This is a genomic window from Microbacterium imperiale, assembly GCF_017876655.1.
Lineage (GTDB): Bacteria > Actinomycetota > Actinomycetes > Actinomycetales > Microbacteriaceae > Microbacterium > Microbacterium imperiale.
In genome coordinates, this window is sequence record NZ_JAGIOK010000001.1 from 2,714,622 (window position 1) to 2,741,146 (window position 26,525).

The 26,525-nt window shown below is 69.6% G+C and carries 27 protein-coding genes and 1 tRNA gene; 17 read left to right on the plus strand and 11 right to left on the minus strand.

Translation table 11 applies throughout. The features are described from left to right. Positions 1-4 precede the first annotated feature (4 nt). The gene (locus tag JOF37_RS13135; RefSeq protein WP_210007224.1) at positions 5-1,372 is read left to right on the plus strand and encodes an NAD-dependent succinate-semialdehyde dehydrogenase; all 1,368 of its coding nucleotides are present in this window, start codon (positions 5-7) and stop codon (positions 1,370-1,372) included. 91 nt (positions 1,373-1,463) lie between these two features. On the opposite strand, the gene JOF37_RS13140 is transcribed toward JOF37_RS13135, so the two are convergent. After that, on the minus strand, positions 1,464-2,840 hold the full coding sequence (locus JOF37_RS13140; RefSeq protein ID WP_210007225.1) for an HNH endonuclease signature motif containing protein: 1,377 nt from the start codon (positions 2,838-2,840) through the stop codon (positions 1,464-1,466). Between the two features lie 244 nt (positions 2,841-3,084). Here JOF37_RS13140 and JOF37_RS13145 point away from each other — a divergent pair. From JOF37_RS13145 to JOF37_RS13170, 6 genes are all read left to right on the plus strand, one after another. After that, positions 3,085-3,157 (plus strand) — tRNA-Trp (locus tag JOF37_RS13145). A gap of 44 nt (positions 3,158-3,201) precedes the next feature. Beyond that, on the plus strand, positions 3,202-3,459 hold the full coding sequence (secE, locus tag JOF37_RS13150; RefSeq protein WP_210007226.1) for a preprotein translocase subunit SecE: 258 nt from the start codon (positions 3,202-3,204) through the stop codon (positions 3,457-3,459). 74 nt (positions 3,460-3,533) lie between these two features. Beyond that, positions 3,534-4,595: a transcription termination/antitermination protein NusG gene (nusG, locus tag JOF37_RS13155; protein WP_210007227.1), complete on the plus strand. Its 1,062-nt coding sequence runs from the start codon at positions 3,534-3,536 to the stop codon at positions 4,593-4,595. A gap of 225 nt (positions 4,596-4,820) precedes the next feature. Then, positions 4,821-5,252, plus strand: a complete 432-nt coding sequence (gene rplK, locus JOF37_RS13160; protein ID WP_091500090.1) for a 50S ribosomal protein L11 — start codon at positions 4,821-4,823, stop codon at positions 5,250-5,252. Between the two features lie 13 nt (positions 5,253-5,265). Beyond that, positions 5,266-5,955, plus strand: a complete 690-nt coding sequence (rplA, locus tag JOF37_RS13165; protein WP_112616874.1) for a 50S ribosomal protein L1 — start codon at positions 5,266-5,268, stop codon at positions 5,953-5,955. A gap of 106 nt (positions 5,956-6,061) precedes the next feature. Beyond that, the gene (locus JOF37_RS13170) at positions 6,062-7,102 is read left to right on the plus strand and encodes an NAD(P)H-dependent flavin oxidoreductase (RefSeq protein ID WP_210007228.1); all 1,041 of its coding nucleotides are present in this window, start codon (positions 6,062-6,064) and stop codon (positions 7,100-7,102) included. Between the two features lie 45 nt (positions 7,103-7,147). On the opposite strand, the gene JOF37_RS13175 is transcribed toward JOF37_RS13170, so the two are convergent. Together JOF37_RS13175 and JOF37_RS13180 are read right to left on the minus strand one after the other, a co-directional pair. Next, positions 7,148-7,423, minus strand: a complete 276-nt coding sequence (locus JOF37_RS13175; protein WP_210007229.1) for an acylphosphatase — start codon at positions 7,421-7,423, stop codon at positions 7,148-7,150. Positions 7,424-7,437: 14 nt separating this feature from the next. Beyond that, positions 7,438-8,055, minus strand: a complete 618-nt coding sequence (locus JOF37_RS13180) for a LysE/ArgO family amino acid transporter (RefSeq protein ID WP_210007230.1) — start codon at positions 8,053-8,055, stop codon at positions 7,438-7,440. A gap of 71 nt (positions 8,056-8,126) precedes the next feature. Here JOF37_RS13180 and JOF37_RS13185 point away from each other — a divergent pair, with 71 nt between their 5' ends. Then, entirely contained in the window at positions 8,127-9,026 is a 900-nt protein-coding gene (locus JOF37_RS13185) for a LysR family transcriptional regulator ArgP (RefSeq protein ID WP_210007231.1), read from the plus strand. Here the strand turns inward: JOF37_RS13185 and JOF37_RS13190 are convergent. The 3 genes from JOF37_RS13190 to JOF37_RS13200 all read right to left on the minus strand — a co-directional run bounded on the left by JOF37_RS13190 (position 9,007) and on the right by JOF37_RS13200 (position 12,371). Next, positions 9,007-10,035 (minus strand): NADP-dependent oxidoreductase, encoded by a 1,029-nt coding sequence (locus JOF37_RS13190; protein ID WP_210007232.1) that lies wholly within the window; start codon positions 10,033-10,035, stop codon positions 9,007-9,009. The two genes, JOF37_RS13185 and JOF37_RS13190, sit on opposite strands and share 20 nt — an antisense overlap. Before the next feature lie 112 nt (positions 10,036-10,147). Then, positions 10,148-10,669 (minus strand): MarR family winged helix-turn-helix transcriptional regulator, encoded by a 522-nt coding sequence (locus JOF37_RS13195; protein WP_210007233.1) that lies wholly within the window; start codon positions 10,667-10,669, stop codon positions 10,148-10,150. Between the two features lie 10 nt (positions 10,670-10,679). Beyond that, positions 10,680-12,371, minus strand: coding sequence for an MDR family MFS transporter (locus JOF37_RS13200; RefSeq protein WP_245338169.1), 1,692 nt, complete (start codon positions 12,369-12,371; stop codon positions 10,680-10,682). A gap of 189 nt (positions 12,372-12,560) precedes the next feature. Between JOF37_RS13200 and JOF37_RS13205 the strand changes: the two genes are divergently transcribed. Continuing rightward, on the plus strand, positions 12,561-13,073 hold the full coding sequence (locus JOF37_RS13205) for a 2'-5' RNA ligase family protein (protein ID WP_210007234.1): 513 nt from the start codon (positions 12,561-12,563) through the stop codon (positions 13,071-13,073). Between the two features lie 30 nt (positions 13,074-13,103). Here JOF37_RS13205 and JOF37_RS13210 read toward each other — a convergent pair whose 3' ends face one another. Both JOF37_RS13210 and JOF37_RS13215 read right to left on the minus strand, forming a co-directional pair. Next, positions 13,104-13,763: a YqaJ viral recombinase family protein gene (locus tag JOF37_RS13210; protein ID WP_210007235.1), complete on the minus strand. Its 660-nt coding sequence runs from the start codon at positions 13,761-13,763 to the stop codon at positions 13,104-13,106. Between the two features lie 26 nt (positions 13,764-13,789). Next, entirely contained in the window at positions 13,790-14,440 is a 651-nt protein-coding gene (locus JOF37_RS13215) for a hypothetical protein (RefSeq protein ID WP_210007236.1), read from the minus strand. Positions 14,441-14,789: 349 nt separating this feature from the next. Here JOF37_RS13215 and rplJ point away from each other — a divergent pair, with 349 nt between their 5' ends. After that, complete coding sequence (gene rplJ, locus JOF37_RS13220) at positions 14,790-15,278, plus strand: 50S ribosomal protein L10 (protein WP_210007237.1); 489 nt, start codon at positions 14,790-14,792, stop codon at positions 15,276-15,278. 48 nt (positions 15,279-15,326) lie between these two features. Next, positions 15,327-15,710, plus strand: coding sequence for a 50S ribosomal protein L7/L12 (gene rplL, locus JOF37_RS13225; RefSeq protein ID WP_094262145.1), 384 nt, complete (start codon positions 15,327-15,329; stop codon positions 15,708-15,710). Between the two features lie 75 nt (positions 15,711-15,785). Here rplL and JOF37_RS13230 read toward each other — a convergent pair whose 3' ends face one another. Next, the gene (locus JOF37_RS13230) at positions 15,786-16,835 is read right to left on the minus strand and encodes a LacI family DNA-binding transcriptional regulator (RefSeq protein WP_210007238.1); all 1,050 of its coding nucleotides are present in this window, start codon (positions 16,833-16,835) and stop codon (positions 15,786-15,788) included. A 267-nt stretch (positions 16,836-17,102) separates the two neighbouring features. Between JOF37_RS13230 and JOF37_RS13235 the strand changes: the two genes are divergently transcribed. The 3 genes from JOF37_RS13235 (at position 17,103) to JOF37_RS13245 (ending at position 20,850) form a co-directional block, all read left to right on the plus strand. Beyond that, positions 17,103-18,431, plus strand: a complete 1,329-nt coding sequence (locus JOF37_RS13235) for an ABC transporter substrate-binding protein (RefSeq protein ID WP_210007239.1) — start codon at positions 17,103-17,105, stop codon at positions 18,429-18,431. A gap of 110 nt (positions 18,432-18,541) precedes the next feature. Beyond that, entirely contained in the window at positions 18,542-19,879 is a 1,338-nt protein-coding gene (locus JOF37_RS13240; protein ID WP_210007240.1) for a carbohydrate ABC transporter permease, read from the plus strand. Continuing rightward, positions 19,879-20,850 carry a carbohydrate ABC transporter permease gene (locus JOF37_RS13245; protein ID WP_210007241.1) on the plus strand — a complete coding sequence of 324 codons (972 nt, stop codon included), beginning with the start codon at positions 19,879-19,881 and terminating at the stop codon, positions 20,848-20,850. Before JOF37_RS13240 ends, JOF37_RS13245 begins: the two co-directional genes overlap by 1 nt. A gap of 36 nt (positions 20,851-20,886) precedes the next feature. On the opposite strand, the gene JOF37_RS13250 is transcribed toward JOF37_RS13245, so the two are convergent. Both JOF37_RS13250 and JOF37_RS13255 read right to left on the minus strand, forming a co-directional pair. Continuing rightward, entirely contained in the window at positions 20,887-21,546 is a 660-nt protein-coding gene (locus JOF37_RS13250) for a DUF305 domain-containing protein (protein WP_210007242.1), read from the minus strand. After that, positions 21,543-22,247 (minus strand): thioredoxin-like domain-containing protein, encoded by a 705-nt coding sequence (locus tag JOF37_RS13255; protein WP_210007243.1) that lies wholly within the window; start codon positions 22,245-22,247, stop codon positions 21,543-21,545. The genes JOF37_RS13250 and JOF37_RS13255 overlap by 4 nt, the downstream gene beginning before the upstream one ends. A 340-nt stretch (positions 22,248-22,587) precedes the next feature. On the opposite strand from JOF37_RS13255, the gene JOF37_RS13260 reads away from it, so the two are divergent. Genes JOF37_RS13260 through JOF37_RS13270 form a run of 3 tightly spaced genes read left to right on the plus strand, consistent with a single transcriptional unit; the run spans position 22,588 to position 26,525 of the window. Beyond that, positions 22,588-23,817, plus strand: coding sequence for a multidrug effflux MFS transporter (locus JOF37_RS13260; RefSeq protein WP_210007818.1), 1,230 nt, complete (start codon positions 22,588-22,590; stop codon positions 23,815-23,817). Positions 23,818-23,875: 58 nt separating this feature from the next. After that, the gene (locus JOF37_RS13265; RefSeq protein WP_210007244.1) at positions 23,876-24,547 is read left to right on the plus strand and encodes a phosphatase PAP2 family protein; all 672 of its coding nucleotides are present in this window, start codon (positions 23,876-23,878) and stop codon (positions 24,545-24,547) included. A gap of 10 nt (positions 24,548-24,557) precedes the next feature. Continuing rightward, positions 24,558-26,525, plus strand: a complete 1,968-nt coding sequence (locus JOF37_RS13270) for a helicase HerA-like domain-containing protein (protein WP_210007245.1) — start codon at positions 24,558-24,560, stop codon at positions 26,523-26,525.

Consider the following 26,525-nt stretch of genomic DNA (forward strand, 5'->3'; position numbering starts at 1 on the left):
ACAGATGAGCACGTATGCCGTGACCAATCCCGCGACGGGCGAGACGCTCGCGACCTACGACCCCGCGACGGACGCCGACGTCCAGCAGGCCATCACCGTCGCCGACGCCGCGTATCGCGACTGGGCGCGGGTCGTCGCCCCCGCTGAGCGGGCGGACCGTCTGCGCCGCGTGGCCGAGCTGCACCGCGAGCGCCGCGACGAGCTCGCCGCGATCATCGTGCGCGAGATGGGCAAGCCGCTGGCGGCCGCCGAGGGCGAGGTCGACTTCGCCGCCGACATCACCGCCTACTACGCGGACCACGTCGACCAGATCACCGGTGACACGCCCATTCCGATCGAGGGCGAGGGCGCTGCGGTCATCCGGCGCAGCCCGCTGGGTGTGCTGCTGGGCATCATGCCCTGGAACTTCCCGTACTACCAGGTGGCGCGATTCGCGGCTCCGAACATCGCGGTGGGCAACACGATCCTGCTCAAGCACGCGCCGCAGTGCCCCGAGTCGGCTGCCGCGATCGCCGACATCTACCGCGACGCCGGCTTCCCGGAGGGCGTGTACACCAACCTGTACATCAGCAACGAGCAGGCCGCCGACGTCATCGCCGACCCGCGCGTGCAGGGGGTGTCGGTGACGGGGTCGGAGCGCGCCGGTTCGGCCGTGGCCGAGGTCGCCGGCCGTCACCTCAAGAAGGTGGCGCTCGAGCTGGGCGGGTCGGACCCGTTCATCCTGCTGTCGACGGATGACCTGGATGCCGCGGTGTCGGCCGCCGCCGAGGCGCGTCTGGACAACGTCGGGCAGTCCTGCAACGGCGCGAAGCGCTTCATCGTCGTGGACGAGCTCTACGACGCGTTCGTCGAGAAGTTCGCATCGGCGCTCGCCGGGGCGAAGGTCGGCGACCCGTTCGCCGAGGACACGGTGCTCGGACCGCTGTCGTCGCTCGCGGCGGCGGAGCGTCTGGCTGAGCAGGTCGACCGCGCTGCCCGCCAGGGTGCGACCGTGGTCACCGGCGGACAGCGCGACGGCGCCTTCTATCCGGGCACGGTGCTCACCGGCGTGACCGCCGACATGGACGCCTACCGCGAGGAGTTCTTCGGGCCCGTCGGGGTCGTCTACCGCGTCGCCGACGAAGCCGAGGCGATCGAGCTCGCGAACGACACGCCGTTCGGACTCGGCTCGTATGTGTTCACGACAGACGCCGAGCAGGCAGCCCGGGTCGCGGACGCGATCGAGGCCGGCATGGTCTACATCAACGTCGTGCTCGCCGACGAGGCGGGTCTGCCCTTCGGCGGAGTCAAGCGCAGCGGCACGTCACGGGAACTCGGGCTGCTCGCGGCCGACGAGTTCGTCAACAAGAAGCTCATCCGTACGGGCGCCTGATCACGTGCGAGTCCAGCGGAGGGGGCGTCGGCGGTGCTGGCGCCCCCTCCGCCGCGCGGCCCTCAACCGCGCGCGGCTTCGCGCGGTGGGGTCAGAACGGTGGCGGCGCTCCGCGTGACTCGTGCCGCGCTGGCCGGGCGCCGGTTCCCGCCCCGGGCGGTGGGCCGGATTCGGGTGTGAAGCAGACCGCAGGAACCGGCACGTCTTCGCGGTAGATTCGCCCGCCCGGTGATGTCCATTCGAGGACCCCGCCGCCGAGTTGCCGGACGTTCCAGTCGGTGAATTGCTTCATCGAGTGGTGTCGCTGGCAGAGGTGGGCGAGGTTGTAGATGTGCGTATGCCCGCCGAGGGCGTGGTCGATGGTGTGGTCGATCTCGCAGCGAATCGCAGCGCGACGGCATCCGGGGAATCGGCAGTGCTGATCGCGGGCTTGCAGGAGGCGTCGCATCGAGGCGGTGGGCCGATAGGTATCGATCTCGACCGGAGTGCGGGTGACGGGGTCGATGAAGAGCCGATCCCACGAGGTCGTTTGCCCGGCGAGCTCGCGGGCCGTGTCAGCATCGACGAGCCCGGTGCCGACCGCTTCGGCGGGACCGTGGTCGGTTCCGGTGAGGGTGTCTGCGGTGACGACGACCTGCACGCGCGCCCGGATCGCGCCTAACGGGCCAGGAGCGTCGGTGCCGTAGGTTGGGTCGACCGCCGGCGCACCCGCAAGGACGAGGTCAGCCAGCGCATCGGCGCGAAGCTGATCCATGGTCCGCGCATCCGGCTCCTCAGGCTGCCCGGGCGCCGCTGCGCCGCCGAACGCGGCTCCCGCACCCCGGGCGTCCCTCACCGACTGGCCCATCTGCGTCAGCCGGTCCAGCATCCCCGCGGCGATCACCGTGGGCAAGGTCGCGATCAAATCCGACATCCCGTCCGCCCCAGGAAGCACCCGCACACACCGCCCCGCGGCGGCGTCCCGGTGTCGCTGCGTGAACTCCCGCGGATGCATCCGCTCCGCCAAAACCCTCAGCGGCTCCTTCACCCGTGCCGCGATGTCCCGCTCGCAGATCTCGATCGCGGCTTCCGCGAACGCGCCTCGAACCTCAGCCGGCACCACCGTCCCGGCTTTGACGATCACCTCCACGTGATCGCGGGTGATCCGCCGGGTCTCCCACGCCGCGAACACGGCGGGGTAGTCGTCGACGATGGTCATCGCGTGGTCGATGTCGTGCTGCAACCGCCGATCCGACCGCCCCGCCAAACCCGCCGCCTCCGCAGCGACCGACCGCAACTCCATGTCCGAAGCCATGCCCCGCACACCGTCGACGTGCGCGACCCGCAACGCCGACCGCCCGATCTCAGCGAGGGCTCGCACCAATGAGACATCGACAGCATGCGCCGCATCGAGCACCTGCGCATAGGCACCGAGCGCACCGGCGTGAGGACTCAGTCCCACCCCGTCACTGCCGCACGTCCTTGCCATATGTCCATGATGCCGGGGGCCACCGACATCCGAGCCTCCGCCTGCCGCTCTCGTGGACAACGCGCGCGGCAGTGCTGGTGGGGAGGAGTGCCGGACCGTCGCGACCGCCGCCGTTCGCGACCGTCCTGCGCATGACGTACACTGGGAGGAGCAGTCGAAATCTGCATTCTTTCGCCATGCCCGAGCAAGTGTGACGGTATGCCAACGGAAGAGTGCGGGTCGACCTCGGGATCCTCGGATCTCTAGGGCGGTAGCTCAATTGGCAGAGCAGCGGTCTCCAAAACCGCAGGTTGCAGGTTCGATTCCTGTCCGCCCTGCGCGTCGGCGTCAGCCGGCTCACGGAAGGTATCAGGTGGGTTCGATGGTCCAAGAGGGTGGCGAAGTCGTCGCCGCAGGTGGCGCGCCCCGCGAGAAGAAGCCCAACGTCTTCGCGCGGATCATCATCTTCATCCGCCAGGTGTTCGCCGAACTCCGCAAGGTCGTCACGCCGACCCGCCAGGAGCTCGTGAAGTTCACGGCAGTGGTCCTCGGCTTCGTCGTCGTCATGATGGCGCTCGTGTACGGCCTCGACGTCCTGTTCGTCTGGATCACGACCGTCGTCTTCGGCGTCCCGCGCTGATCGACGGGCCCGGCCCGCACGACCCGCGAATGCCTGCTCAGCAGGCATCCCGACAATCGATGGAAGAGAACGCAGTGTCAGAACGCATCCCCGACGACGTCGACTGGGCCACGGCCGCCGAGCAGTCCAGCGAGGACGATGAGGCCCAGGAGGGCAACGTGCTCGCGGGTCAGGAGCGCTCCTCCGACGCCGCCGAGCACGCCGCCGTCCACGTGGTGGACGACGAGACTGACGAGGACGACCTCGACCTCGATGGCATCGAGATCAACGACCCCGAGGCGGACGCCGTGGTGAACGACGCCCTCGAGATCGACGAGACCGCTGAGGCCGAGGCCGCCGCCGAGGTGCTCACCGACTCGCTGGAGGAGGAGCGCGCCGAGCAGGCCGCCGACGCCGCCGACGAGGTCGAGCCGTACGACGGGCCCGAGCCCGAGGTCGAGGTCTCGGACGAGACCGTCGACTACCTCTCCGAGTTCGAGGCCGCCGCCGGCATCGAGATCACCGTCGGCGACGACGAGGACCCGTACGAGGCGTTCCGCTCCGAGCTGCGCATGCTGCCGGGCAAGTGGTACGTCATCCACTCGTACGCCGGATTCGAGCGCAAGGTGAAGGCCAACATCGAGCAGCGCAAGTCGACGCTCGAGGTCGAAGAGGACATCTACCAGGTCGAGGTCCCGATGGAGGACGTCGTCGAGATCAAGAACGGTCAGCGCAAGATGGTCACGCGCGTCCGGATCCCCGGCTACGTGCTCGTCCGCATGGAGCTCACCGAAGACACCTGGTCGGTCGTCCGCCACACTCCCGGCGTCACGGGCTTCGTGGGCAACGCCCACAACCCCACGCCGCTGCGCTTCGACGAGGCCTTCAACATGCTGAAGTCGCTCGTCGAGGTCAAGGAGGCCGCTCCCGCCAAGGCCGGCGCCGCCAAGGGTGCTGCCGCACCGGTCCGCAGCGTCGTCACCGAGGTCGACTTCGAGATCGGCGAGACGATCACGATCAAGGAGGGCTCGTTCGCCGGCCTTCCCGGTTCGATCAGCGAGATCAAGCCCGAGAGCGGCAAGCTCACGGTGCTCGTGTCGCTCTTCGAGCGCGAGACGCCGGTCGAGCTCTCGTTCGACCAGGTCACCAAGCAGTAACGCGACCCGCGTCGCGAAGCGCCTCACGGTCCGCCGTGGGGCGCTTCGCCGTTTCGAGTTGTGTGCGCTCCACCCACTCGCGGGCCGGGACAGGTCGGCGCGGGATGCGGTAAGCTTGGGGGGTTTGCGGGCGCTGATGCGCGCGCGAAACGCACCGCCGCTCGGAGAGGCCGAGCGTGCGGGAGAGGGATGCCGCCCGGCATCCGCTCGACGAAAGGAAAACGAATGGCACCGAAGAAGAAGGTGACCGGCCTGATCAAGCTTCAGATCAAGGCTGGAGCCGCCAACCCGGCGCCGCCGATCGGCCCCGCGCTCGGTCAGCATGGCGTCAACATCATGGAGTTCTGCAAGGCGTACAACGCCGCGACCGAGTCGCAGCGCGGCAACGTCATCCCCGTGGAGATCACCGTCTACGAGGACCGCAGCTTCACCTTCATCCTGAAGACCCCGCCCGCCGCGGAGCTCATCAAGAAGGCCGCCGGCGTCGCCAAGGGCTCGCCGACGCCCCACACGACCAAGGTCGCGAAGCTCACCAAGGACCAGGTCCGTGAGATCGCCGAGGCCAAGATGCCCGACCTGAACGCCAACGACATCGAGGCCGCCTCGCTGATCATCGCTGGCACCGCCCGTTCCATGGGCATCACGGTCGAGAGCTGAGGGGGAGACGACAATGGCTAAGTCCAAGGTTTACGAAGCAGCCGCGGCGAAGATCGACCGCGACAAGTTCTACAGCTCCACCGAGGCGGTCGCCCTCGCGAAGGACACCGGGTCGAAGAAGTTCGACTCGACCGTCGAGGTCGCGCTGAAGCTCGCCGTCGACCCGCGCAAGGCGGACCAGATGGTCCGCGGCACGGTCATCCTGCCCCACGGCACGGGTAAGACCGCTCGCGTCATCGTCTTCGCGACGGGCCCGGCGGCAGAGGCAGCCATCGCTGCTGGTGCCGACGAGGTCGGTGGCGCCGAGCTCATCGAGAAGGTCGCCGGCGGCTGGACCGCTTTCGACTCCGCCGTCTCGACCCCCGAGCTCATGGGCCAGGTCGGTCGTCTGGGTAAGGTCCTGGGTCCCCGCGGCCTCATGCCGAACCCCAAGACCGGCACCGTGACCCCCAACCCGGCCAAGGCCGTCGAGGAGATCAAGGGCGGAAAGATCGAGTTCCGCGTCGACAAGCACGCCAACGTGCACTTCGTCGTCGGCAAGGCCTCGTTCTCGGCCGAGCAGCTCGAGGAGAACTTCAACGCGGCGGTCGAAGAGATCGTCCGCCTGAAGCCCTCCAGCGCGAAGGGCCGTTACATCCAGAAGGGCGCCGTGTCGACCACGTTCGGCCCCGGCATCCCGCTGGACGTCAACGCGCTCGTCTGATCGCAGCTTCAGCGAACGGGGTTCCGCCTTCGGGCGGGGCCCCGTTCGTCGTTCCGGCGCGGTGATCGCCCGCGCGCCGCGCCCCCGTGCGCGATAACGTCGGGGCATGACGCGCGACCTCCGCCACCTCCTCGGGATCGACCTCCCCATCGTGCTGGGACCGTTCGGCGGGCTGTCGTCGCCCGACCTCACCGCGCTCGTCAGCGACGCCGGTGCCCTCGGCTCGTTTGGCCTGTACGGGTACGACGGCGTGCGCATCCGCGAGACGGCGGCGCAGCTGCGCGAGCGCACCGCCGGGCCGTTCGCGCTGAACATCTGGTTGCCGCTCGGCGACGAGGTCTCGCCGAGCGACGTCGACATCTCGCCCGTGCGCGCCGCTCTGCGGCCTCTGTACGAGGCGGCCGGCGCGGCGCTGCCCGAGACGCCCGCGCGGTTCGTCCCTCCGCTCGACGAGCAGCTGGCGGCTGTCTGGGATGCCGCACCCGCGGTGCTCAGCGTCGTCTACGGCGTCCCCGCGCCCGAGGTCGTCGCCGAGGCCCATCGCCGCGGCATCCGGGTGATCGGAACCGCGACGTCCGTCGCCGAGGCGGTGGCGCTCGCGGCGGGGGGAGTGGATGCCGTCGTCGCGAGCGGAGCGGAGGCGGCGGGACACCGCGTCTCGTTCCTCGCGTCCCCCGAGCGCTCCCTGGTGGGCACGTTCGCCCTGGTGCCGCAGGTCGTGGACGCCGTCGATGTGCCCGTGATCGCCGCGGGCGGGATCGCCGACCGCCGCGGGGTAGCAGCCGCCTTCGCGCTCGGTGCGGCCGGAGTGCAGGTCGGCACCGCCTTCCTGCGGACGCGGCAGTCGGCCGCCTCGGCCGGGCACCGGCTCGCGATCGCCCGCGCACGCGACACCGACACGGTCCTGACGCGGGCCATGAGCGGTCGGCTCGCGCGCGGCATCCCCAATCGCGCCGTGCGCGACATCGAGACGGGCGGCGTCATCGCGCCGTTCCCGGCGCAGAACTGGCTCACGGGGGTGTTCCGGGCGGCGGCGGGCGGCGATCCCGAGCTGTCGTCGCTGTGGGCAGGGCAAGCCGCCGCGCTGGCGACGCGCGAGGACGCCGCCGAGGTCCTCGCGGAGCTCGCGGCGGGGTTCCCGCGTTGAGCTCGCGGCGGGGCTGCCGCGCTGAGCTCGAGGTCGCGGCGGCAATCAGGCGGTGTCGCGCACCTCGAACCCGGACGCACCCGTCGGATCGACCTCGCTGACGGTCGATCGATCGACGCGGGCTCCGGGTGGACCTCCGGCCATCCAGGCCAGGACCTCGTCGACGGCGGCATCCGACCCCTCGAGGACCGCCTCGACCGACCCGTCGGTACGATTACGCACCCAGCCGGAGACGTGCGCGCGGTCGGCCACGCCGTGCAACGAGTAGCGGTAGCCGACGCCCTGCACGCGGCCGTCGACGATCACGTGAACGCTGCGCATGACCCCATCCTGCCTCACGGCCAGACGAGGCTCACCGCGATCACGATCATCACGACGGCCACGAGCGCGTCGAGCACGCGCCACGCGCGCGGCGTTGCGAGCACCCGGCTGAGCAGGCGCGCCCCGAACGCGAGCGCGAAGAACCAGACCACGCTGGCGATCACCGCCCCGACGGCGAACCACGCCCGATCGTCGCCGTGGGTAGCGGCGATGCTGCCGAGCAGGAAGACCGTGTCGAGGTAGACGTGCGGGTTGAGCCACGTCAGAGCCAGGCAGGTGAGGACGACGCCCGCCCGGCGCGCGGGTCTGCCTCCCGGGGCCGGCGCCTGCGCGTCGAGGACTTCGCCGCTCGGGCGCAGCGCGCGGCGCGCGGCGAGCAGGCCGTAGCCGAGCAGGAACGCCGCTCCCGCCCAGCGCACGACCGGGACCAGCCACGGCACGTTCTGCAGGACGATCCCGAGCCCCGCCACACCGGCGACGATCAGAACGGCGTCCGAGACCGCGCAGATCACCGCGACGAGCAGGACGTGCTCGCGGCGAATGCCCTGACGCAGGACGAACAGGTTCTGCGCGCCGATCGCGACGATGAGCGACAGACCGAGGCCGAATCCGGCGAGCGAGGCGGTGAGCATGTCTCGACGGTAGGGTCCGCGGACGATACAGTCCAGTTCATGATTCTTCATCACCGTAAGCACCGCTGAAGATGCGCATCCCGGTCGAACTGGTCGAGACCCTGATCATCGCGCTCGACGAGGGCAGCCTCGATGCGGCGGCGCGCCGGTTGCACGTGACGCCCTCCGCTGTGAGCCAGCGCATCCGAGCGCTGGAACGCATCGCGGGACAGGTGCTGCTCGTGCGGTCGAAGCCGGTCCGAGCCACCGATGCGGCGCACGCGTTCGTCCGATACGCCCGGCAGCTCGCCCTGCTCGAGCAGGACGCGCTCTCCGACATCGCACCCTCCGTCGCGACGGTGCCCCTCGCCGTGAACGCAGACTCACTCGCCACCTGGTTCCTGCCGCCGCTGGCACGTCTGGCCGAGACGCACGAGGTGGTCTTCGACCTGCACCGCGACGATCAGGACTACACCGCCGAGCTGCTCGAGAGCGGGACGGTCATGGGGGCGGTGACCTCGCGCGAGGATCCGATCGCCGGATGCCGCGTCAGCGCCCTCGGCGCCCTGCGCTACGAGGCCGTCGCGGCCCCCGCGTTCACCCGACGCTGGTTCGAAGGAGGGACGGATGCCGCTGCCCTCGCCGTCGCTCCGGTCGTGGACTTCGATCGTCGCGACGACCTGCAGACCCGCTGGCTGCGCGAATCGGGCATCGATCCGGCGCTGCCGCCGCGCCACCGGGTGCCGGCGTCGCAGGACTTCGCCGCCGCGGTCCTGCTCGGCCTTGGCTGGGCCCTGCTGCCCACGCTGCAGTCCTCGGCTCACGTCGACGACCGCGCCCTCGTTCGGCTGGGCGGACCCGACGTCGTCGTGCCGCTGTTCTGGCAGCAGTGGAACCTGCGGTCACCGCTGTTGGATGCCGTCGCCGACGAGGTCGTCGCCGAAGCTCACCGTGTGCTCGAGCCGGACGAGCTCAGGCGTCGCCGATCGTGAGGACGACCTTGCCGCGAGCGTGGCCCCGTTCGACCTCCGCGTGCGCGGCGGCGACCTCGCCGAGGTCGTGGACGCTGTCGACGAAGACCTGGATGGCACCCGAATCGAGCAGACGCGCGAGCGTCGCGAGGACCGTGCCGTCGGGAATGACCTTGTACCCCGTCGCGCGGACGCCCGCCGCGGCCGCCGCCTCGGCGTAGCCGGGCCACGCGCCCGTCGGCACCATGACGTACAGGCCGCCGGGCCGCAGCACCTCGAGGGAGCGCGAGCCGGTGTCGTCGTGCACATTGCCCACGAGATCGATGACCACGTCCATCTCGCCCACGACGTCTTCGAAGCGCGTCGTCGCGTAGTCGATCGCGCCCGAGGCGCCGAGCTCGCGCAACCAGGGGAGATTGCGCTCGGAGCCCGTCGTCGTCACCTGAGCGCCGAAGTACGCCGCCAGCTGCACGGCGAAGTGGCCCACACCTCCCGAGCCGGCGTGGATCAGCATCCGCTGCCCCTCGTGCGCATGAGCGGTCTCGACGACCACGCCCCACGCCGTCAGCGCGGCGAGGGGGACCCCCGCGGCCTCGGCGTGCGAGAGGCTCGCCGGCTTGCGCGCGACCGACATCGACGGCACGACGGCGTACTCGGCATAGCTGCCGCCCGACCGCGGGAACGGCAGCATGCCGAACACCTCGGTGCCGGGCTGCAGCTCGTGCGTCTCGTAGGGGCTTGCGACGACGACGCCGCTGAAGTCGAAACCGAGAGTGCTCGGCCACCGGTCGATCAGGCCGGAGACCCCGCGGCCGGCGCGTGTCTTGGCGTCGATCGGGTTGACGCCGGCGGCCATGATCCGCACGAGCACCTCGCTCAGCGCGGGCGTCGGCACCGCGATATCCGCGACGCGCATCACGTCGGGTGCTCCCGGCTCGTCGAAGACGACGGCGCGCATGCTGGACGGCGGCGGCTCGGAAGCCGCGACCGGGTGGGGGGATGTCGCTGTGCGCAGCGGCCGGAATCTCATCCGTCGCTCCTTCCTCACACCGCCGTCGTCGGCAGCGGTGATGCTCGGTCGACCTCAGTCAATCGTGACATTGTCTCGACCGTGTTACGAAGCGGTCACCGCGGAGAGAAGCTCAGTCGGGCGCCTCGGCGGACGACAGCGCATGGAGCAGACGGGTGAGCTCGCGGATGTCGTCGACCTGCCACGACTCCAGCGCCGCGAGCAGCGAGTTCTCGCTCGGCGCGCGCACGGCCCGCAGGCGCTCGAGCCCCTCGGCCGTCGCCGAGAGCAGGCTCGACCGCCCGTCCGCGGGGTCGGGAGTGCGGCGGATGAGGCCGAGCTCCTCGAGTTCGCGCACGGCCCGGCTGATCTGACCCTTGTCGGAGTGCAACGTCTCGGCGAGGGCGGAGAGGGTGCTCTCGCCGCGACGCGCGATGGTCGTGAAGACCTTGTACGACCCCGGCATGAGGCCGGGACTGAGGCGGTTCGCGTTCTCGGTGAAGAGGCGTCGCACGTGGGTGAAGAGCTCGCCGAACTCGGTCTCGAGCGCGCGGACGGCCGCGGTGCGCTCGTCGAGGTCGGGGGAGTCGCCGCTTCCGACGGCGACCGCGGCGAGGGCGCCCCGGTCTCCGTCGGAAGCCGGCGTGGTCGTCATGCCGATCACCCTATCGAGCCGAGCGAGAGCCGTCGGCCGGCTCGTCGGCCTGCGTCGCCACGGTGCCGGTGGCGGTGAGCGAGTTCATGCCCTCGGTCACCGAGACCGTCGCGAAGTCGGCCTCGGACGCCTGCAGGCGCTCGCTCGTCGTCATGGTGTTCAGCGGCTTGTTGGGCAGGAACACGATCGCGAGCAGGCTGAGGACGGCGAACGGGACGGCGATGAGGAAGGACCGCGAGATGCCGGTCGCGTAGATGTCCTCGAACACGACGCGCAGCGCCTCGGGCATCGCCGACACCTGGGGCAGCGTGCCCGACTGCAGCTGCGCCGCCCAGGTCTGCGCCTGGTCGCCGAGCGACAGCAGGGCGGCCTGGATGTCGGCGGTGCGGTCGCTGACGAGCGTCGTGACCTGCGATGCCAGCGCGGCGCCCATGACCGAGACGCCGATCGTTCCGCCGAGGCTCCGGAAGAACGTGACGCCGGAGCTCGCGACGCCGATCTCGGTCGGACGCGACGTGTTCTGGACGACGAGCACGAGGTTCTGCATCGTCATGCCGATACCGGCGCCGAGCATGGCCATGTAGATGGACACGAGCGTGAAATCGGTGTCGTAGTGGATCGTCGACAGCAGGCTCGACCCGCCGATCAGGAGGATGGCGCCGACGATGAGGAACGACTTCCAGCGACCCGTGCGGGTGATGAGGGCGCCGACGCCGATGGATGCCACGAGCAGTCCCGCGATCATCGGGATGGTCATGAGGCCCGCCTCGGTCGGGGTCGCGCCGCGCGCCAGCTGCATGTACTGGCTGAGGAAGACCGACGCGCCGAACATCGCGATGCCGGTGGCGATCGAGGCGATGACCGACAGCGTGAAGGTCAGGTTGCGGAAGAGCGTGAGGGGAACGAGCGGCTCGCGCACCTTGAGCTCGGTGACGACGAACAGGATGGCGCCGATGACGGCACCGCCGACCATGAGCAGCGTCTCGATGCTCATCCACTCGAACGAGTCGCCGGCGAGCGTCACCCAGATCAGCAGCAGCGACACGGAGGCCGACAGCAGGACGATGCCGAGGTAGTCGATGCGCGTCTGCTTGCGGGGATGCGCGGGGATGTGGAGCGTCTGCTGCACCATCACCAGGGCGGCGACGGCGACCGGCAGTGCGACGAAGAAGTTCCAGCGCCATCCCCAGGCGTCGGTGATGACACCACCGAGGAGCGGACCGCCGATCGTCGCGACCGCCATCACGGCGCCGAACAGACCCATGTACCGGCCGCGCTCGCGCGGGCTGATGATGTCGGCCATGAGAACCTGGCTGAGCGCCGCGAGACCGCCCGCGCCGATGCCCTGAACGGCACGGAACGCGATGAGCATCTCGGGGGTCTGCGAGAAGCCCGCGGCGGCGGTCGCCAGCACGAAGATGACGATCGCCAGCTGGTAGAGGACCTTGCGGTTGGTGAGGTCGGCGAGCTTGCCCCAGATGGGGGTCGAGATCGCCGTTGTCAGCAGGGTCGCCGTGACGACCCAGGTGAACGCGGTCTGCGTGCCCTCGAGGTCGTGGATGATGACCGGCAGCGACGTCGAGACGACGGTCGAGGCCAGCATCGACACGAACATGCCGAGGAGCAGACCCGAGAGGGCTTCGAGCACGCCGCGACGCGACATGCTCTTCCCCTCGTGGTGGGTGGATGCGGGAGCGGACATGGGTCCTCCTGGAGATCGGACGGACGCGGCGGCGCTGGCGCGGGATCGTCGTGGGACGGATTCTTCGATAGCCGGTGACGGCGTAACTGGTTGATCAAAGTCAACCGTTGAGATTGGTCAACTATATGGTCAATCGTTGAGGTGCGTCAACTATTCCCGACAGTGCCCGTGGACCGTCAGGATGGAGACATGTTCAGCGTGGAGTTGCTTCCGAGCGACGACGTCGACGCCGCCGTGCGCGACGATTGGCAGCGACTCATCGATGCCGGCCTGCCGAGCGCCGGCCGGCATCCGTCCGAGACGAATCGCCCGCACGTGACCGTGGCAGTGCGCGATGACCTGCCCGATGGCGCCGTCAGCCGCCTCGCCGTGCTGGGCGAGCGCCTGCCGCCGGTGTGCCGACTCGGGGGAGCAGTGGTGTTCCCGGCGCGCGACCGGTTCGTGCTGGCTCGCCCGATCGTGATGACGGCCGCCCTGATGCGCTTCCACGCGGACGTGGTCGGCCTCATCGGGGCACCGCCCGAGGACTACGCGGTCACGGCGCAGGACCGCTGGACGCCACACGTCACGCTCGCGCGGCGGATGACGTCGGAGCAGGTCGGCCAGGCGCTGGCGGTCGTCGGTGCGGCATCCCTCGACGGTCGGTTCTCGGGCCTGCGACTCTGGGATGCCGAGCAGAAGCTCGTCACCGTGCTGCGCTGACCGTGCCGTCCGGGCGCACGATCGGGGTGGTCAGTCCGCGAGGGCGAGCGCGCGGAACGGCTCGCGCGGCGCTGCAGCCGGGACGCGCGGCGCTTCGGCGGCCCGGCGCTGCATCGTGCGCCGGTACAGCTCGTCGATCAGCTCGGTGGCGAGGTTCACCAGCAGGCGGATCTCGCGCTCGTCGCGATCGACCCAGGCGCAGCGGGGCTCGTCGTCGATCGGGACGAACCCGTCGTGCTGCTCCCACACCACGAGCGTCCGCTCGGCGCCGAGGACGTGCTGCTGCCACCAGACCTGACGCAGGTAGGTGCGGGGGATCGAGCGCCAGCTCTTGTTCGTGGTCTTGATCTCGGCCAGGACGACGCGGCCGTCGGCATCGAGGCCGACGCCGTCGGGCGTGGCGAGGTGCCGCTTCTCGACGACGGCGTGGAAGAGCGCCGACGAGGGTTGGATGCCGTGCGTCGCGGCGACCCACGCGGCGATCTCGGGCTCGCGGCGCCGGCCGTGGTCGGTGTAGGCGTTGCCCGAGAAGCCCGAGCCCATGAGCTTCGCGTCGGCGGCGCGGGCGATCGCCTTCGGGCTCGTCAGGGCCGCGACGTCCGTCGCTGTGATGCCGCGCGAGCGCGCCCGGATCCACGCGACGCGGTCGCGGGAGTCCGCGACGATGCGAGCAGCGAGTTCGGGATTCACGTCCTCGACCCTAACCCGGGTCGAAGTCACATTCGGCGGAACGCGCCGCGGATGCGTGTCCACAGCGGGTCCGCCTCCGCGGCAGCGTTCACCAATCGCATGACACCGCCCATGAGGCAGACCGCGACAGCCGCGAGGAGGACTCCTGCGACGAGGGATCCGGGAACGAGGTTCGGCGAGCCGGCAGGCGTGGGATACGCGACGACGGACAGGGCGAGAATCGCGGCGAGTCCGGTGAGGGCCGATGCGGCGATGCGGGCGAGGACCGGCGGCTCGAGGTTCACTGTGCGGGCCGTCACCCACCCGCCGGCCGTAGGTCGCGCCGATCCGTTACGGAAGCGCTCTCGAGTCCACCAGCCCAGGGCGCGCAGCAGGCGCCGTCCCGAGACGTGCAGCGCGACGAGGACCCCGAGACCCGAGAGGCCGACCGGAACACCGATCGCCGCGAGGATGACGTCGGACGGCATCAGCCGGGCGCCGCTGGCGGGGATCATGACGGTAGCGAGCACCCCGAACAGCGCGAGGGCGAGTCCGAGGAGTCCCACGAGCAGCCGGGACCAACGCCGGTAGTCGTCACCCAGGACGCGGACGGGGTTCACCTCCAGCGACGACTCCGGCCGGTCCGACGGAACGCGCAGCACGGACGCCGAGCTCGACTGGACGAAACCAAAGGTCATGCCGTCGATTCTGAGGGCAGCTCGTCGATCGGCCGAACGGGTTTCCTCCCGTCGGGCAGGATGCGCGTGGTCGTGAGCGCGAACGCCGTGTGCAGGGCCAGGGCGGATTTGTCGGGTGCTCAGGGGTGGGGTATGGTGAGGGGTAAGCCAAAGACCGCTGGTCATCGGTGTGCGCGTGAGCGCACTCGTGATCGAAGCTCTGCACTGCAGGGGCCCGCGCAGGTGACACTGAACTTCTCCTTCGGGAACCGAGCTCCGTGCCTCTGCGCCGGAGCTTTTGTCATGTCTGAGCTGGTCGAGGCCGGCGCTCCGCCACCGCGGCGCGTCAGGCACACATCAAGGAGTGACCATGGTGCAGAAGGACGCATCGGTCGCCGAGCTCACGAAGTCATTCGAGGACTCGACTGCCGTTCTGCTGACCGAGTACCGCGGTCTGACGGTCGCCCAGCTCAAGCAGCTGCGCAACGACATCCGTCAGGACGCGAACTACGCCGTGGTGAAGAACACGCTGACCAAGATCGCCGCGAACAACGCGGGGATCACGTCGCTCGACGAGGACCTCAAGGGCCCCTCGGCTGTGGCGTTCGTGCACGGCGACTTCGTCGCCACCGCCAAGGCTCTGCGTGACTTCGCCAAGGCCAACCCGCTCCTCGTCATCAAGGGCGGCATCTTCGAGGGCAACGCCCTCACCGCCGACGAGGTCAACAAGTACGCCTCGCTCGAGAGCCGCGAGGTTCTGCTGGCCAAGGCCGCGGGCATGATGAAGGCGACGATGGGCAAGGCTGCCGCCACCATCGACGCGCTTCGCGAAAAGCTGGAGACCGCCGACGCCGCGTGAGCGACAGGCGAGCTCTTACACCAACCCCATCTATCTAGGAGATACATCATGGCGAAGCTTTCCACCGAGGAGCTGCTCGAGCAGTTCGCCGGCCTGACCCTCGTCGAGCTCAGCGACTTCGTGAAGGCGTTCGAGGAGAAGTTCGACGTCACCGCTGCTGCCCCCGTCGCCGTTGCCGGCGCCGCTGGTGGCGCTGGTGCCGCTGAGGCCGAGGAGGAGAAGGACTCGTTCGACGTCATCCTCGAGGCTGCCGGCGACAAGAAGATCCAGGTCATCAAGACGGTCCGCGAGCTCACCTCGCTGGGCCTCGGCGAGGCCAAGGCTGTCGTCGACGGCGCTCCCAAGGCCGTCCTCGAGGGCGCGAACAAGGAGACCGCCGAGAAGGCGAAGGCCGCTCTCGAAGAGGCCGGCGCGACGGTCACCCTCAAGTAATTCCCCGCTCTCACTCGAGAGCAGCACGATGGCCCCGGATGCTGCATCCGGGGCCATCGTCGTATGCGCGAGGCGTCAGTCCCGACGCGACAGCGAAGAGTCGCGGACCGCGACCGAGCTGTGCCCTGTCACGTTCGCCGTCGTCCCGCGCACGACCATCCGCGGTTTGACGCGCAGGGTGACCGTCTCGGCCTCAGGGTCGTCGATGTGGCGGAGCAGCAGCTCGACGGCAGCCCGACCCTGCTCGTGCGGAACCTGCCGCAGCGTCGTGAGCGCGAACATCTCGGCGTTGACGTGGTCGTCGATGCCCACGACGCTGAGCGACGAGGGAACGAGGATGCCGAGGCGCCGAGCCGCGATTATCGCCCCGATCGCGACTTCGTCGCACGCGGCCACGATGCCGGTCGGGCGAGCGGACGGGTCGCTGAGCAGGTCGACGGCCGCAGCGTATCCCGCGGGCATCGACAGCTCCGCAGGTGCCCGCGAGATCTCGGCGGCCAGGCCCGCTCGCCGCATCTCGGACTCGTAGCCCGCGTATCGCTCCGACTCCACGTGCGGCCATCGCGTTTCGTCCGTGCCGCCGAGGAAGGCGATGCGACGATGGCCGAGCTCGACGAGGTGCGCCGTGGCGAGGGCGGTCGCATGCGCGTCGTCGAGGGTGACGACGCTCGTGGCACCCTCGGCGCCGATCACGCTGACGACGGGCTTGCCGAGGGCGAGCAGCGCGTCGAGCTCGCTCGCGGCGGGTTCGAGTCCGACGGCGATGACGCCGTCGAAGCGCCGGCGGGCCAGGTAGTCCTCGAAGACGCGGCGGCGAGTGGCCGTGCCCGGGCGCGCGTCGTACAGTGTCAGGTCGAGGCCGTGCTCGAGCAGCGCGGCCTGGATGCCCTCGAGCACCTCGCCGAAGAACCACCGGCTGACGTGCGGCATGACGACGCCGATGGTCTGCGTCCGCCCCGTGGCCAGGCTCATCGCCGACGAGTGCGCGACGTACGACAGCTCGCGCGCGGCGGCCGCCACCCGCTCGCGGGTCTCGTCGGAGACGTAACCGCGACCGGTCAGGGCACGACTCGCCGTCGCCTTCGACACCCCGGCTCGGGTGGCGACGTCGGCGATGGTGCTCATGGGACCTCCTCGTCCTTCGGGGAAGACCTGCCGGGTTCTCCATCGGAAGCGTAGCGTTTTCACGGCGATCGAGGAACCGGTTCCACGTCGATTCCGTGTGAGCGCTCCCACGGAATCCGAGGGCACGGCGTCGATGGTTGTCATTCCGTGATAATCAGGCGGTTGTGCCCGCCTGTTGTGGCCAGTAGGTTGTCCTGGAATCGGTTCCCCAATGGATGCGGACAAGGCTCCTCTGGGTGGACGATGATCCCGATAGAGGAGAAGTACATGGCATTGTCACAGCGATACCGCGTTCTCGCCCCCGTCGCTCTGATGGGCGCGGCAGCACTGGTGCTGGCCGGATGCGCCGAAGGCGGCGCGGAAGGCGACGGCGGCGGCGACGCGAAGACGACCGTTCGCATCTCGGGCGGCATCACCGGCGGTGAGGCCGACGCGCTGAACGAGTCGTTCGCTCAGTTCACCGAGGACACCGGCATCAAGGTGGAGTACACCGGCGACAAGGCGTTCGAGGGCAACATCGTCACCAAGGTGACCGGTGGCGACGCCCCCGACATCGCCATCGTCCCGCAGCCCGGTCTGCTCAAGACGCTCGTCGAGACCGGCAAGGTGCTGCCTGCACCCGAGGCCGTCGAGACCGCCGTCGACGAGAACTGGTCCGCCGACTGGAAGCAGTACGGCACGTTCGACGACACCTTCTACGCGGCCCCGATGCTCGCGAACCTGAAGGGCTACGTCTGGTACTCCCCGAAGCAGTTCGCGGAGTGGGGTGTCGAGGTCCCGAAGACGTGGGACGAGATGATCGCCCTCACCGACAAGATCGTCGAGACCACCGGCGGCCCCGCATGGTGCGCCGGCTTCGCATCCGACGCCGCGTCGGGCTGGCCGGGCACCGACTGGGTCGAGGACCTCGTCCTGCGCCAGTCCGGCCCCGAGGTCTACGACCAGTGGGTCGCGGGCGAAGTGAAGTTCACCGACCCCGAGATCAAGGAGGCGTTCGACGCCGTCGGCTCGATCCTGCTGAACCCGGAGTACGTCAACGCCGGCTACGGCGACGTCAAGAGCATCAACTCGACGGCGTTCGGCGACGTGGCTGCGGCCGTGGCGAGCGGCGACTGCGCCCTGACCCACCAGGCATCCTTCCTCTCGGCGAACTTCCTCGACGTGCAGACAGCCGAGGGTGAGACCCCCGAGGTCGCTCCCGACGGCGACGTCTACGCGTTCCTGACCCCCGGCTACACCGAGGGCGAGCTCCAGGTCGAGGGCGGCGGCGAGTTCGTCGCGGCATTCTCGGACGACGAGTCGACGCAGCAGGTGCTCGAGTTCATGGCCTCGCCCGAGTTCGCCGACGCTCGCGTCGAGCTGGGCGGCGTCATCTCGGCGAACAAGAACGCCGACCCCTCCCTCGCTTCGAGCGAGTTCCTCCAAGAGGCGATGACGACGCTGCAGGACGAGACCACGGTCTTCCGCTTCGACGCGTCCGACCTGATGCCCTCCACGGTGGGCTCGGGCTCGTTCTGGAAGGGCATGGTCGACTGGATCGACGGCAAGGACACCGAGACGGTCCTGTCCGACATCCAGGCCGGTTACGAGAACTGATCGTCGCCTGACGATCGGTTGAGCCGAGCGGGGCCGGGCTGCACAAGCCCGGCCCCGCTCCTCCCGTCCGTACTGCTCGGGTACGCCGCTGTACTCAGAAGGGGATCCACATGTCGCAGACGACCGTCGACAGGCCCGTCGACACCGAAACTCCCACCACCGTCCATGCCGCCGACCCGAAAGGCCGATCGATCACCCGGATCGTCGTCGCCGCCGGGTTCGCCCTGATCGTCGCCGTCCTGCTGCTGCTGATCTTCACCGGATCCAGCGAGGAGTCGTCGCGCATCACGATCGGGTTCTCGCTCAACAGCTTCTTCCTGTGGCTGGGCGCGATGAACCCGCTCGTCCAGATCCCGGTGATCCTCGCCGTGTTCGGCCTCGTCGTCGGCATCATCCTCGTGCTGATCGAGTACGCACCGCGACCGGGCCGGGGGTACTTCATCATGCGGCTGGTCGCATGCCTCGTGATCCCGGTGCTCGCGTTCCTGCTGCTCCGCCCGTACGCCAACGCGGTCCTCTACGTCGTGGCGATCGCGCTGCTCGTGGGCGCGCTGCTCTTCTTCGCCGACTTCCGGTCGCGTCAGGGCGCGGGCTACCTGTTCCAGCTGATCCTGTTCATGGCGCCCGCCAGCATCATGCTCGCGCTCGGGCTGATCTACCCGGCGATCGCCACGATCTTCAAGTCGTTCTACGACAAGACGGGCGACGAGTTCGTCGGGTTGGAGAACTACTTCTGGGTCTTCACCAACCCGACCGGCACCGCCTCGGTGGTCAACACGATCCTGTGGGCACTGCTGGCTCCGACCATCTCGGTCGCGATCGGACTGGCGTACGCGGTGTTCATCGACCGCGCCCGCGGCGAGAAGGTTCTGAAGGTCCTCGTCTTCATGCCGGTCGCGATCTCGTTCGTCGGCGCCGGCATCATCTGGAAGTTCATGTACGACGCCCGCCAGGGCGAGCAGGTCGGTCTGCTCAACGCGATCGTCACGGCGTTCGGCGGCGACCCGGTGCAGTGGCTCGCCATCAAGCCCGTCGTCAACACCCTCATGCTCCTGGTGGTCTTCATCTGGACGCAGACGGGCTTCGCCATGGTGATCCTCTCGGCGGCGATCAAGGCCGTTCCGACCGAGCAGCTCGAGGCGGCTCAGCTCGACGGGACGAACGCCTGGCAGCGCTTCCGCAACGTCACCGTTCCCGGCATCCGCTCGTCGCTGATCGTCGTGCTGACGACCATCACGATCGCTTCGCTGAAGGTGTACGACATCGTCGCCGTCATGACCGGCGGACGCGATGACACGACCGTCCTCGGCTTCGAGATGGTCAACCAGCAGCAGCGGTTTCAGAGCTACGGACACTCGTCCGCCCTCGCCGTCGTGCTGTTCCTGTTCGTCCTGCCGCTGATCATCTACAACGCCCGATCGATGGCCAAGCAGAGGGAGATCCGCTGATGACCGTTGCAGCCCCGGCCGCGCCCGTCGACACCCGCACCAAGCGCCAGGTGGCGCGCGACACCCGCCGCAACGAGGCGATCGCCCACAAGAAGCTGACGTCGAAGGGCGCGACCATCGCGGCCGTCATCATCGCCGTCTTCTGGACGATCCCCACGTTCGGTCTGTTCGTGACGTCGTTCCGCCCCGGCGCCGACACGCAGTCCACGGGATGGTGGACCGTCTTCACCAACCCCGAATTCACCCTCGAGAACTATGCCGAGGCGCTGACCTCGGGCGGCACATCGACGACGCTCGCGTCGGCCTTCGTGAACTCTCTCGCGATCACCATCCCCGCGACGGTGTTCCCGATCGTGATGGCCGCGCTCGCGGCCTACGCCTTCGCGTGGATCAACTTCAAGGGCCGCAGCGCGCTGTTCGTCTTCGTCTTCGCGCTGCAGATCGTTCCGCTGCAGATGGCGCTCGTGCCGCTGCTCAGCCTGTTCTCGGAGGGGCTGACGATCAACGACGTGCCGATCTTCCCAGGGTTCGGCCTGAACGAGGTGCAGTACAGCTTCGCTCGGGTGTGGATCGCCCACGCGATCTTCGCACTGCCGCTCGCGACGTTCATGCTGCACAACTTCATCGCCGAGATCCCCGGCGAGATCATCGAGGCGGCGCGTGTGGACGGCGCCGGCCACGGCCAGGTGTTCTTCCGCATCATCATCCCGCTGGCCGCACCCGCCATCGCGTCCTTCGCGATCTTCCAGTTCCTCTGGGTTTGGAACGACCTGCTCGTGGCGACGATCTTCGCCTCGCCGGGAGCGCTGCCGATCACCCAGGCGCTGAACTCGCTGTCGGGAACGTGGGGCAACCGTTGGTTCCTCCAGTCGGCGGGAACCTTCATCTCGATCATCGTGCCGCTGATCGTGTTCTTCGCGCTGCAGCGCTTCTTCGTCCGCGGCCTGCTGGCGGGAGCGACCAAGGGCTGAATCCGACGAACGGATGCCGCTGGGGTGCGGGGGCTGTCAGCCTCCGCACCCCAGCCGCGTCTGGATCGAACGCATGAGGTCGATCTCGGCGCTCTGGGTCTGAACGATGCCGCCCGCGACCTGGACGGCACGCGGGTCGCTACCGAGGTCGACGAGGGCCTCGGCCATGGGAACGGCGCCCTCGTGGTGGCGGATCATGAGCTCGAGGAAGAGGCAGTCGGCCGCAGTGCCGGTTGCCTCGTCGAGCTGAGTGAGCTCGGCCGGAGTGGCCATGCCCATCGCGGCGCGCAGTTCGTCATCCGACAGCGGCTCGTCCGCGGTGCCGTGCGCGTGCTCGGGGGCGCTCTGCATCCACTGCATGAGCGGCGCCGCCGAGCGCTGCGGAAGCCCCCACTGGACGAGCCAGTCGTAGAACTCGCCGCGCTGACCCGCCTGCGCCGTCGCGATGTCGAACGACAGGGTGCGGATGCCGTCGTCGTCGGTCTTGCGATAGATGGTCATCGCCATCTCGATCGCCTGCGTGTGATGCACCTGCATGTCGCGGGCGAAACCCGCCTCGGGGGATGAGTCGCCCGGCACCGGCGCGGACGTGCCGAAGGCCGTGAACCGGCCCACCGCGAACGCCGCGCCGGCTACGGCCAGCACGATCAGCAGGACGCCCCACCAGCGCAGGCCGGCGGGCGGGCGATCCGTCACGCCTTGCCGGGCCCGTCGATCGCGCCCGAGCAGATGGCGTTGGGCTCGGGAGCGTTCTGGCTGCGCCAGTACTCCGTGAAGAACTCCTCGATGCGCTCGTCGTCTGCCGAGTCGACCTTCAGCTGCGCGTTCCAGGCGCTGACGGCGATCGGGGTGTCCATGCCGGGGTAGGGCGAGAGCAGCGCGTAGGTGCTGGGCATGTAGCCCTGCAGGGTCTCGACCTCGGCCTCCGAGACGACCTCGGGGTCGTAGGTGATCCAGATCGCGCCGTGCTCGAGCGAGTGGACGGCGTTCTCGTTCGCCTGCGGCTCGGTGTAGACGCCGCAGTTGAGCCAGATCGGGTTGTGCTCGCCGCCGGCGGGCGGGGTCTGCTCGTAGGTGACCGCGCCCTCGACGTGGGTCGTGACGTGCTCGAACGTCTCGACGCCCTCGATCTCGCGGCCGGTGCTGTTGCCCGCCTGGTAGGTGACCGGTTTCGGAGCGAAGATCACGGATGCCGCGATGAGACCGATGACCGCGATCGCGGCGGTCGAGCCTACGACCCACCACACGAGCTTGCTGCGACGGCGCTGGGCGAGCTGCTTCTGATACTCGGCCAGCTTCGCCTGCTTCTGCTGCTCGCGCTGCTGCTTGACGGTCAGGTTGATCTTGGCCTGGGCGGCGGGATTGCCGCTCGTGCGCTTGTCGGCGGACGGAGTCATGCTGTGACCTCGGTTCGGGGGCAAGGGGGAGCGCGGGGCAGCGCGTCCTCAGACTATGCACGTGAATGGTGAATCGGCTGAGAAGCGGGTACATCGATGAACCGGCAACGCGTTACGATTGCAGGTCGCTCTCTCCACGCTATTGCCTCGAAACGAAGAAGACGTGCCCGAAACTCACTCGAATCCTCCCGCTGCGTCCCCGACTCCGACCGGTTCGGTTCCCACCTCGACCGGTTCCCGCCGCACCTCGACCGGCTCCATCCGCACCTCGACCGGCTCCATCCGCACCTCGACCGGCGCGATCCGCACGCTCGGCTCGAACCCCGCGACGGCGCCGATCATGCTTCACCCCGGTGATGCCATCCCCACCGCGCGCCGGGTGATCTACATCATCCTGCTGGGCGCCCTCACCGCGCTCGGACCGTTCACGATCGACCTCTACCTGCCGGCCTTCCCGGCGCTCGAGGCCGACTTCCAGACGAGCGCCGCCGCGATTCAGCTCACCCTGACGGGCACGATGGTGGGCTTCGCCCTCGGACAGCTCGTCGTCGGCCCCCTCAGCGACAAGCTCGGCCGCCGTGTCCCGCTGCTGTGCGTCACCGCGCTGCACGTGCTCTCGAGCACCGCCGCCGCGATCGCCCCGACCCTCGAGCTGCTGAGCGCTGCTCGCGTGTTCATGGGCATCGGTGCCGCGGCCGGTGGCGTCGTCGCGATGGCGATCGTGCGCGACCTATTCGGCGGTCGCCGCCTCGTCGTCATGCTGAGCCGCCTCGCGCTGGTCTCGGGCGTCGCCCCCGTCGCCGCGCCGCTGGTCGGCTCGGGGCTGCTCACGGTCATGCCGTGGCGCGGCATCTTCGTCGTGCTCGCGGCCTACGGCGCCGTCATGCTCATCGCCTCGCTGTTCCTCGTCCCCGAGACGCTCCCCAAGGCCCGGCGCCGCGACAGCGGGTCGGCCACGGTGTGGCAGCGGTACCGCAGCGTGCTCAGCGACCGCATCTTCATCGGCGTGCTGATCATCGGCGGCATGACCTTCAGCGGACTCTTCTCGTACCTGTCGTCGTCGTCGTTCCTGTTCCAGCAGACCTACGGCTTCGACCCGCAGCAGTACGGCGTCCTGTTCGCGGTCAACTCGCTGGGCGTCGTCCTCGGTGTCCAGACCGCGTCCCGCCTGGCGGCGCGGTTCGGCCCGCAGTGGGTCATGGCGATCTCGACGGCCGTCCTCGTCGTCGCCGGGGCGAGCATCATCGTCACCGACCAGCTCGGCCTCGGGCTGTGGGGCACCGTCGTGCCGCTGTTCTTCTTCATCACCGCCTGCGGGTTCACCTTCCCGTGCGTGCAGGTGCTCGCCCTCGACCGGCACGGGCGTGCCGCAGGCACGGCGGCATCCCTCATCGGCGCGGTCAACTTCGGTGTCGCCGGATTCATCTCGCCGCTGGCGGCGTGGATCTCGGGCGACGCGGGCATCACCCCCACGTCGATGGCGTCGGTCATGGCCGCCTGCGCCGTCATCGCGGTGCTGTCGCTGTGGCTGGTCGTCCGGCCGCGCACGGTGCCGCAGCTCTCTCCCTGATCGAAGCGCCCCGCGCAAGGGGACACCGGGGATCGGTCGGCGTCGGCACAATGGGTCGATGCATGCGCCACCATCGAGCGAATCCGCGACCGATCCCCGCCGACTCTGGCCCCGCCGTGCGATCAGCGGCGGCATCCTGCTGCTGGGCGGCGGACTGCTCGGCTGGTGGCTCTTCCTGCAGCTGGGTCAGCCGTTCGACGTCGATCGCTGGTGGAACGAGTGGCTGCCGGCCGACCCCGGCCCGGTGGGATTGGTGTTCGGGCTGGTGATGAACCGCATCGGCGGCACCTGGGTGGGGGTGTTCGCGATCCCCATCGCCACGGCGATCGCGCTCGTTCTGCTGCGCAGGCCCTGGGCCGCGGGGTACTTCGTCGTGGCATCGGCCCTCAGTGCCCTCGCCGTGCAACTGATCAAGGGCCTCGTCGACCGCTCGCGACCCGAGGACATCCTCGTCACCACCGACGCCGGCTCGTACCCCTCCGGTCATACGGCGAACGCCGCGACGATCGCCGTCGTCGCGTTCATCGTGTTCCCGCGGGTGTGGGTGCTGGTCGCGGGCGTCGTGTGGACGGTGCTGATGGGGCTCAGTCGCACGGTCGTTCATGCCCACTGGGCGTCGGATACGTTCGGCGGCATGCTGATCGGTGCCGGGGTCGCCCTGATCGTCGCGGCGATGTTCACCGCGCAGCTCGAGCGGGAACGGACCGCTCTGTTGCAGCGGCGGAGCTAGGCTCGCCGGCATGAGCGCCTCGCCCGACGATCCGGCCGTCCCCTCCAACCCCGCGGTGGCGGCCGCCGAGTTGGCGCGGCTGCGCGCCGAAGCGGATGCCGCCGAGGCGGCGCTCGTCGCCGCACGAGCCCGCGCTGCGCTCGCGGCAGCGGAGGCGGCGGCCGCTCGCGCAGCAGCCGGATCCGCTCCGGCTCCCGCCGCTAAGCCGGCCTCTGGCGCCGAACCCGCGCCGGCTGCCGAGCCGATCCCTGCCGCGGAGCCGACCCCCGCCGCCGAGTCCGGCCGTGCTGCCGTCGAGCCGTCGACCACGGCCGATCCCGCGGTTCCGGGTCCGCTCGACGCGGCGCAGATCGACGCGATCCGGCAGGGGTACGCGTTCGCGGGAGCGGCCCTCGAGCTCGGTGCGCTGCTCAACGACGAGCCGCTGCCGGCGGCGCCGGTGCGGATCCCGCTCGCGATGACCAACCGCCACGGCCTCATCGCGGGGGCCACCGGCACCGGCAAGACGCGCACCCTGCAGGTGCTCGTCGAGCAGTTCGCCGCGCACGGGGTGCCGGTGTTCGCGGCGGACATCAAGGGTGATCTGTCGGGCCTGGCGACACCGGGGGAGTCCAGCGAGAGGCTCCTCGCCCGCACGAGCGCGATCGGGCAGGAGTGGGCGCCGCGCTCGTTCGCGACCGAGTTCCTCGCGCTCGGCGGACGGGGAACCGGCACGCCCATCCGAGCGACGGTGTCGGGCTTCGGCCCGCTGCTGCTCAGCCGCGTCCTCGGGCTCAACGCGACGCAGGAATCGAGTCTGGGCCTCGTCTTCCACTACGCCGACAGCAACGGTCTGGCTCTCGTCGACCTCTCCGACCTGCGCGCGGTGCTGACCTACCTGACCAGCGACGACGGCAAGGCCGAGCTGGCCGAGCTCGGCGGCCTGTCGAAGGCGACGGTCGGCGTCATCCTCCGCGAGCTCATCGCCTTCGCCGATGCCGGCGCCGACGTGTTCTTCGGCGAGCCCGAGTTCGACGTCCGCGACCTGATGCGCACCGCCGCGTCGGGCGAGGGGGTCATCAGCCTGCTCGAGGTGCCCGGCGTCGCCGACCGGCCCGTGCTGTACTCGACCTTCCTCATGTACCTGCTCGCCGAGCTGTTCGAGCTGCTGCCCGAGGTGGGTGACGTCGACAAGCCCGAACTGGTCTTCTTCTTCGACGAGGCCCATCTGCTCTTCCGTGACGCCTCGAAGGACTTCGTCGCCGCCGTCGTGCAGACCGTCCGGCTCATCCGATCGAAGGGAGTCGGCGTCTTCTTCGTGACGCAGACGCCGAAGGATGTGCCGGCCGACATCCTCGCCCAGCTCGGCTCACGTGTGCAGCACGCGCTGCGGGCTTTCACCCCCGACGACGCGAGAGCGCTGCGGGCGAGTGTCGGAACCTATCCGCGATCGGGCTATGACCTCGAGCGCGTGCTCCAGGAGCTCGGCACGGGCGAAGCGATCGTCACCGTCATGAATGAGCGGGGCGCTCCGACCCCGGTCGCGTGGACCCGTCTGCGGGCACCCCAGGCCTCGATGGCGCCCGCGGCTGCGGCGGATGTCGACGCCCTGGTGTCGGCGTCCCAGCTGCGACCGCGCTACGCCGAGGCGATCGACCGCGAGTCCGCGCGCGAGATCCTCACCGCCCGCATGAACGCCGCGCAGGCCGCCCTGGATGCGGCCGAGGCCGAGGCTGCACGCCGGAAGGCGGAACAGGACGCCGCCAAGCTGCGGGCGAAGGCCGACGCGGCGTACGCCAAGCAGCTCGCCGCCATCCGCAAGCAGGCGGCCGCCGACGAGGCGAGAGAGCGTCGCGATCACGAGCGAATGCTGCGCAGTCTGACGACGAACACGCGGTCGCGCCGCCGGACGCCGGCAGAGCAGATCCTCGGCTCGCGCGCCGGCCAGGATCTGCTCACCGGCGTCATCCGCGGCATCTTCGGCACGGGCCGGCGGTGA

What these genes read in the sequence shown, in the direction of transcription:
- JOF37_RS13205 (WP_210007234.1), top strand. Translation starts at nt 12,561, where the DNA reads ATGTTCAGCGTGGAGTTGCTTCCGAGCGACGACGTCGACGCCGCCGTG.
- JOF37_RS13215 (WP_210007236.1), bottom strand. Translation starts at nt 14,440, where the DNA reads ATGACCTTTGGTTTCGTCCAGTCGAGCTCGGCGTCCGTGCTGCGCGTT.
- JOF37_RS13175 (WP_210007229.1), bottom strand. Translation starts at nt 7,423, where the DNA reads ATGCGCAGCGTTCACGTGATCGTCGACGGCCGCGTGCAGGGCGTCGGC.
- JOF37_RS13170 (WP_210007228.1), top strand. Translation starts at nt 6,062, where the DNA reads ATGACGCGCGACCTCCGCCACCTCCTCGGGATCGACCTCCCCATCGTG.
- JOF37_RS13190 (WP_210007232.1), bottom strand. Translation starts at nt 10,035, where the DNA reads ATGAGATTCCGGCCGCTGCGCACAGCGACATCCCCCCACCCGGTCGCG.
- rplA (WP_112616874.1), top strand. Translation starts at nt 5,266, where the DNA reads ATGGCTAAGTCCAAGGTTTACGAAGCAGCCGCGGCGAAGATCGACCGC.
- rplJ (WP_210007237.1), top strand. Translation starts at nt 14,790, where the DNA reads ATGGTGCAGAAGGACGCATCGGTCGCCGAGCTCACGAAGTCATTCGAG.
- JOF37_RS13200 (WP_245338169.1), bottom strand. Translation starts at nt 12,371, where the DNA reads ATGTCCGCTCCCGCATCCACCCACCACGAGGGGAAGAGCATGTCGCGT.
- JOF37_RS13235 (WP_210007239.1), top strand. Translation starts at nt 17,103, where the DNA reads ATGGCATTGTCACAGCGATACCGCGTTCTCGCCCCCGTCGCTCTGATG.
- JOF37_RS13135 (WP_210007224.1), top strand. Translation starts at nt 5, where the DNA reads ATGAGCACGTATGCCGTGACCAATCCCGCGACGGGCGAGACGCTCGCG.
- JOF37_RS13240 (WP_210007240.1), top strand. Translation starts at nt 18,542, where the DNA reads ATGTCGCAGACGACCGTCGACAGGCCCGTCGACACCGAAACTCCCACC.
- JOF37_RS13270 (WP_210007245.1), top strand. Translation starts at nt 24,558, where the DNA reads ATGAGCGCCTCGCCCGACGATCCGGCCGTCCCCTCCAACCCCGCGGTG.
- JOF37_RS13180 (WP_210007230.1), bottom strand. Translation starts at nt 8,055, where the DNA reads ATGCTCACCGCCTCGCTCGCCGGATTCGGCCTCGGTCTGTCGCTCATC.
- secE (WP_210007226.1), top strand. Translation starts at nt 3,202, where the DNA reads ATGGTCCAAGAGGGTGGCGAAGTCGTCGCCGCAGGTGGCGCGCCCCGC.
- JOF37_RS13140 (WP_210007225.1), bottom strand. Translation starts at nt 2,840, where the DNA reads ATGGCAAGGACGTGCGGCAGTGACGGGGTGGGACTGAGTCCTCACGCC.
- JOF37_RS13265 (WP_210007244.1), top strand. Translation starts at nt 23,876, where the DNA reads ATGCATGCGCCACCATCGAGCGAATCCGCGACCGATCCCCGCCGACTC.
- JOF37_RS13245 (WP_210007241.1), top strand. Translation starts at nt 19,879, where the DNA reads ATGACCGTTGCAGCCCCGGCCGCGCCCGTCGACACCCGCACCAAGCGC.
- JOF37_RS13255 (WP_210007243.1), bottom strand. Translation starts at nt 22,247, where the DNA reads ATGACTCCGTCCGCCGACAAGCGCACGAGCGGCAATCCCGCCGCCCAG.
- JOF37_RS13195 (WP_210007233.1), bottom strand. Translation starts at nt 10,669, where the DNA reads ATGACGACCACGCCGGCTTCCGACGGAGACCGGGGCGCCCTCGCCGCG.
- rplL (WP_094262145.1), top strand. Translation starts at nt 15,327, where the DNA reads ATGGCGAAGCTTTCCACCGAGGAGCTGCTCGAGCAGTTCGCCGGCCTG.
- JOF37_RS13185 (WP_210007231.1), top strand. Translation starts at nt 8,127, where the DNA reads ATGCGCATCCCGGTCGAACTGGTCGAGACCCTGATCATCGCGCTCGAC.
- rplK (WP_091500090.1), top strand. Translation starts at nt 4,821, where the DNA reads ATGGCACCGAAGAAGAAGGTGACCGGCCTGATCAAGCTTCAGATCAAG.
- JOF37_RS13230 (WP_210007238.1), bottom strand. Translation starts at nt 16,835, where the DNA reads ATGAGCACCATCGCCGACGTCGCCACCCGAGCCGGGGTGTCGAAGGCG.
- JOF37_RS13260 (WP_210007818.1), top strand. Translation starts at nt 22,588, where the DNA reads ATGCTTCACCCCGGTGATGCCATCCCCACCGCGCGCCGGGTGATCTAC.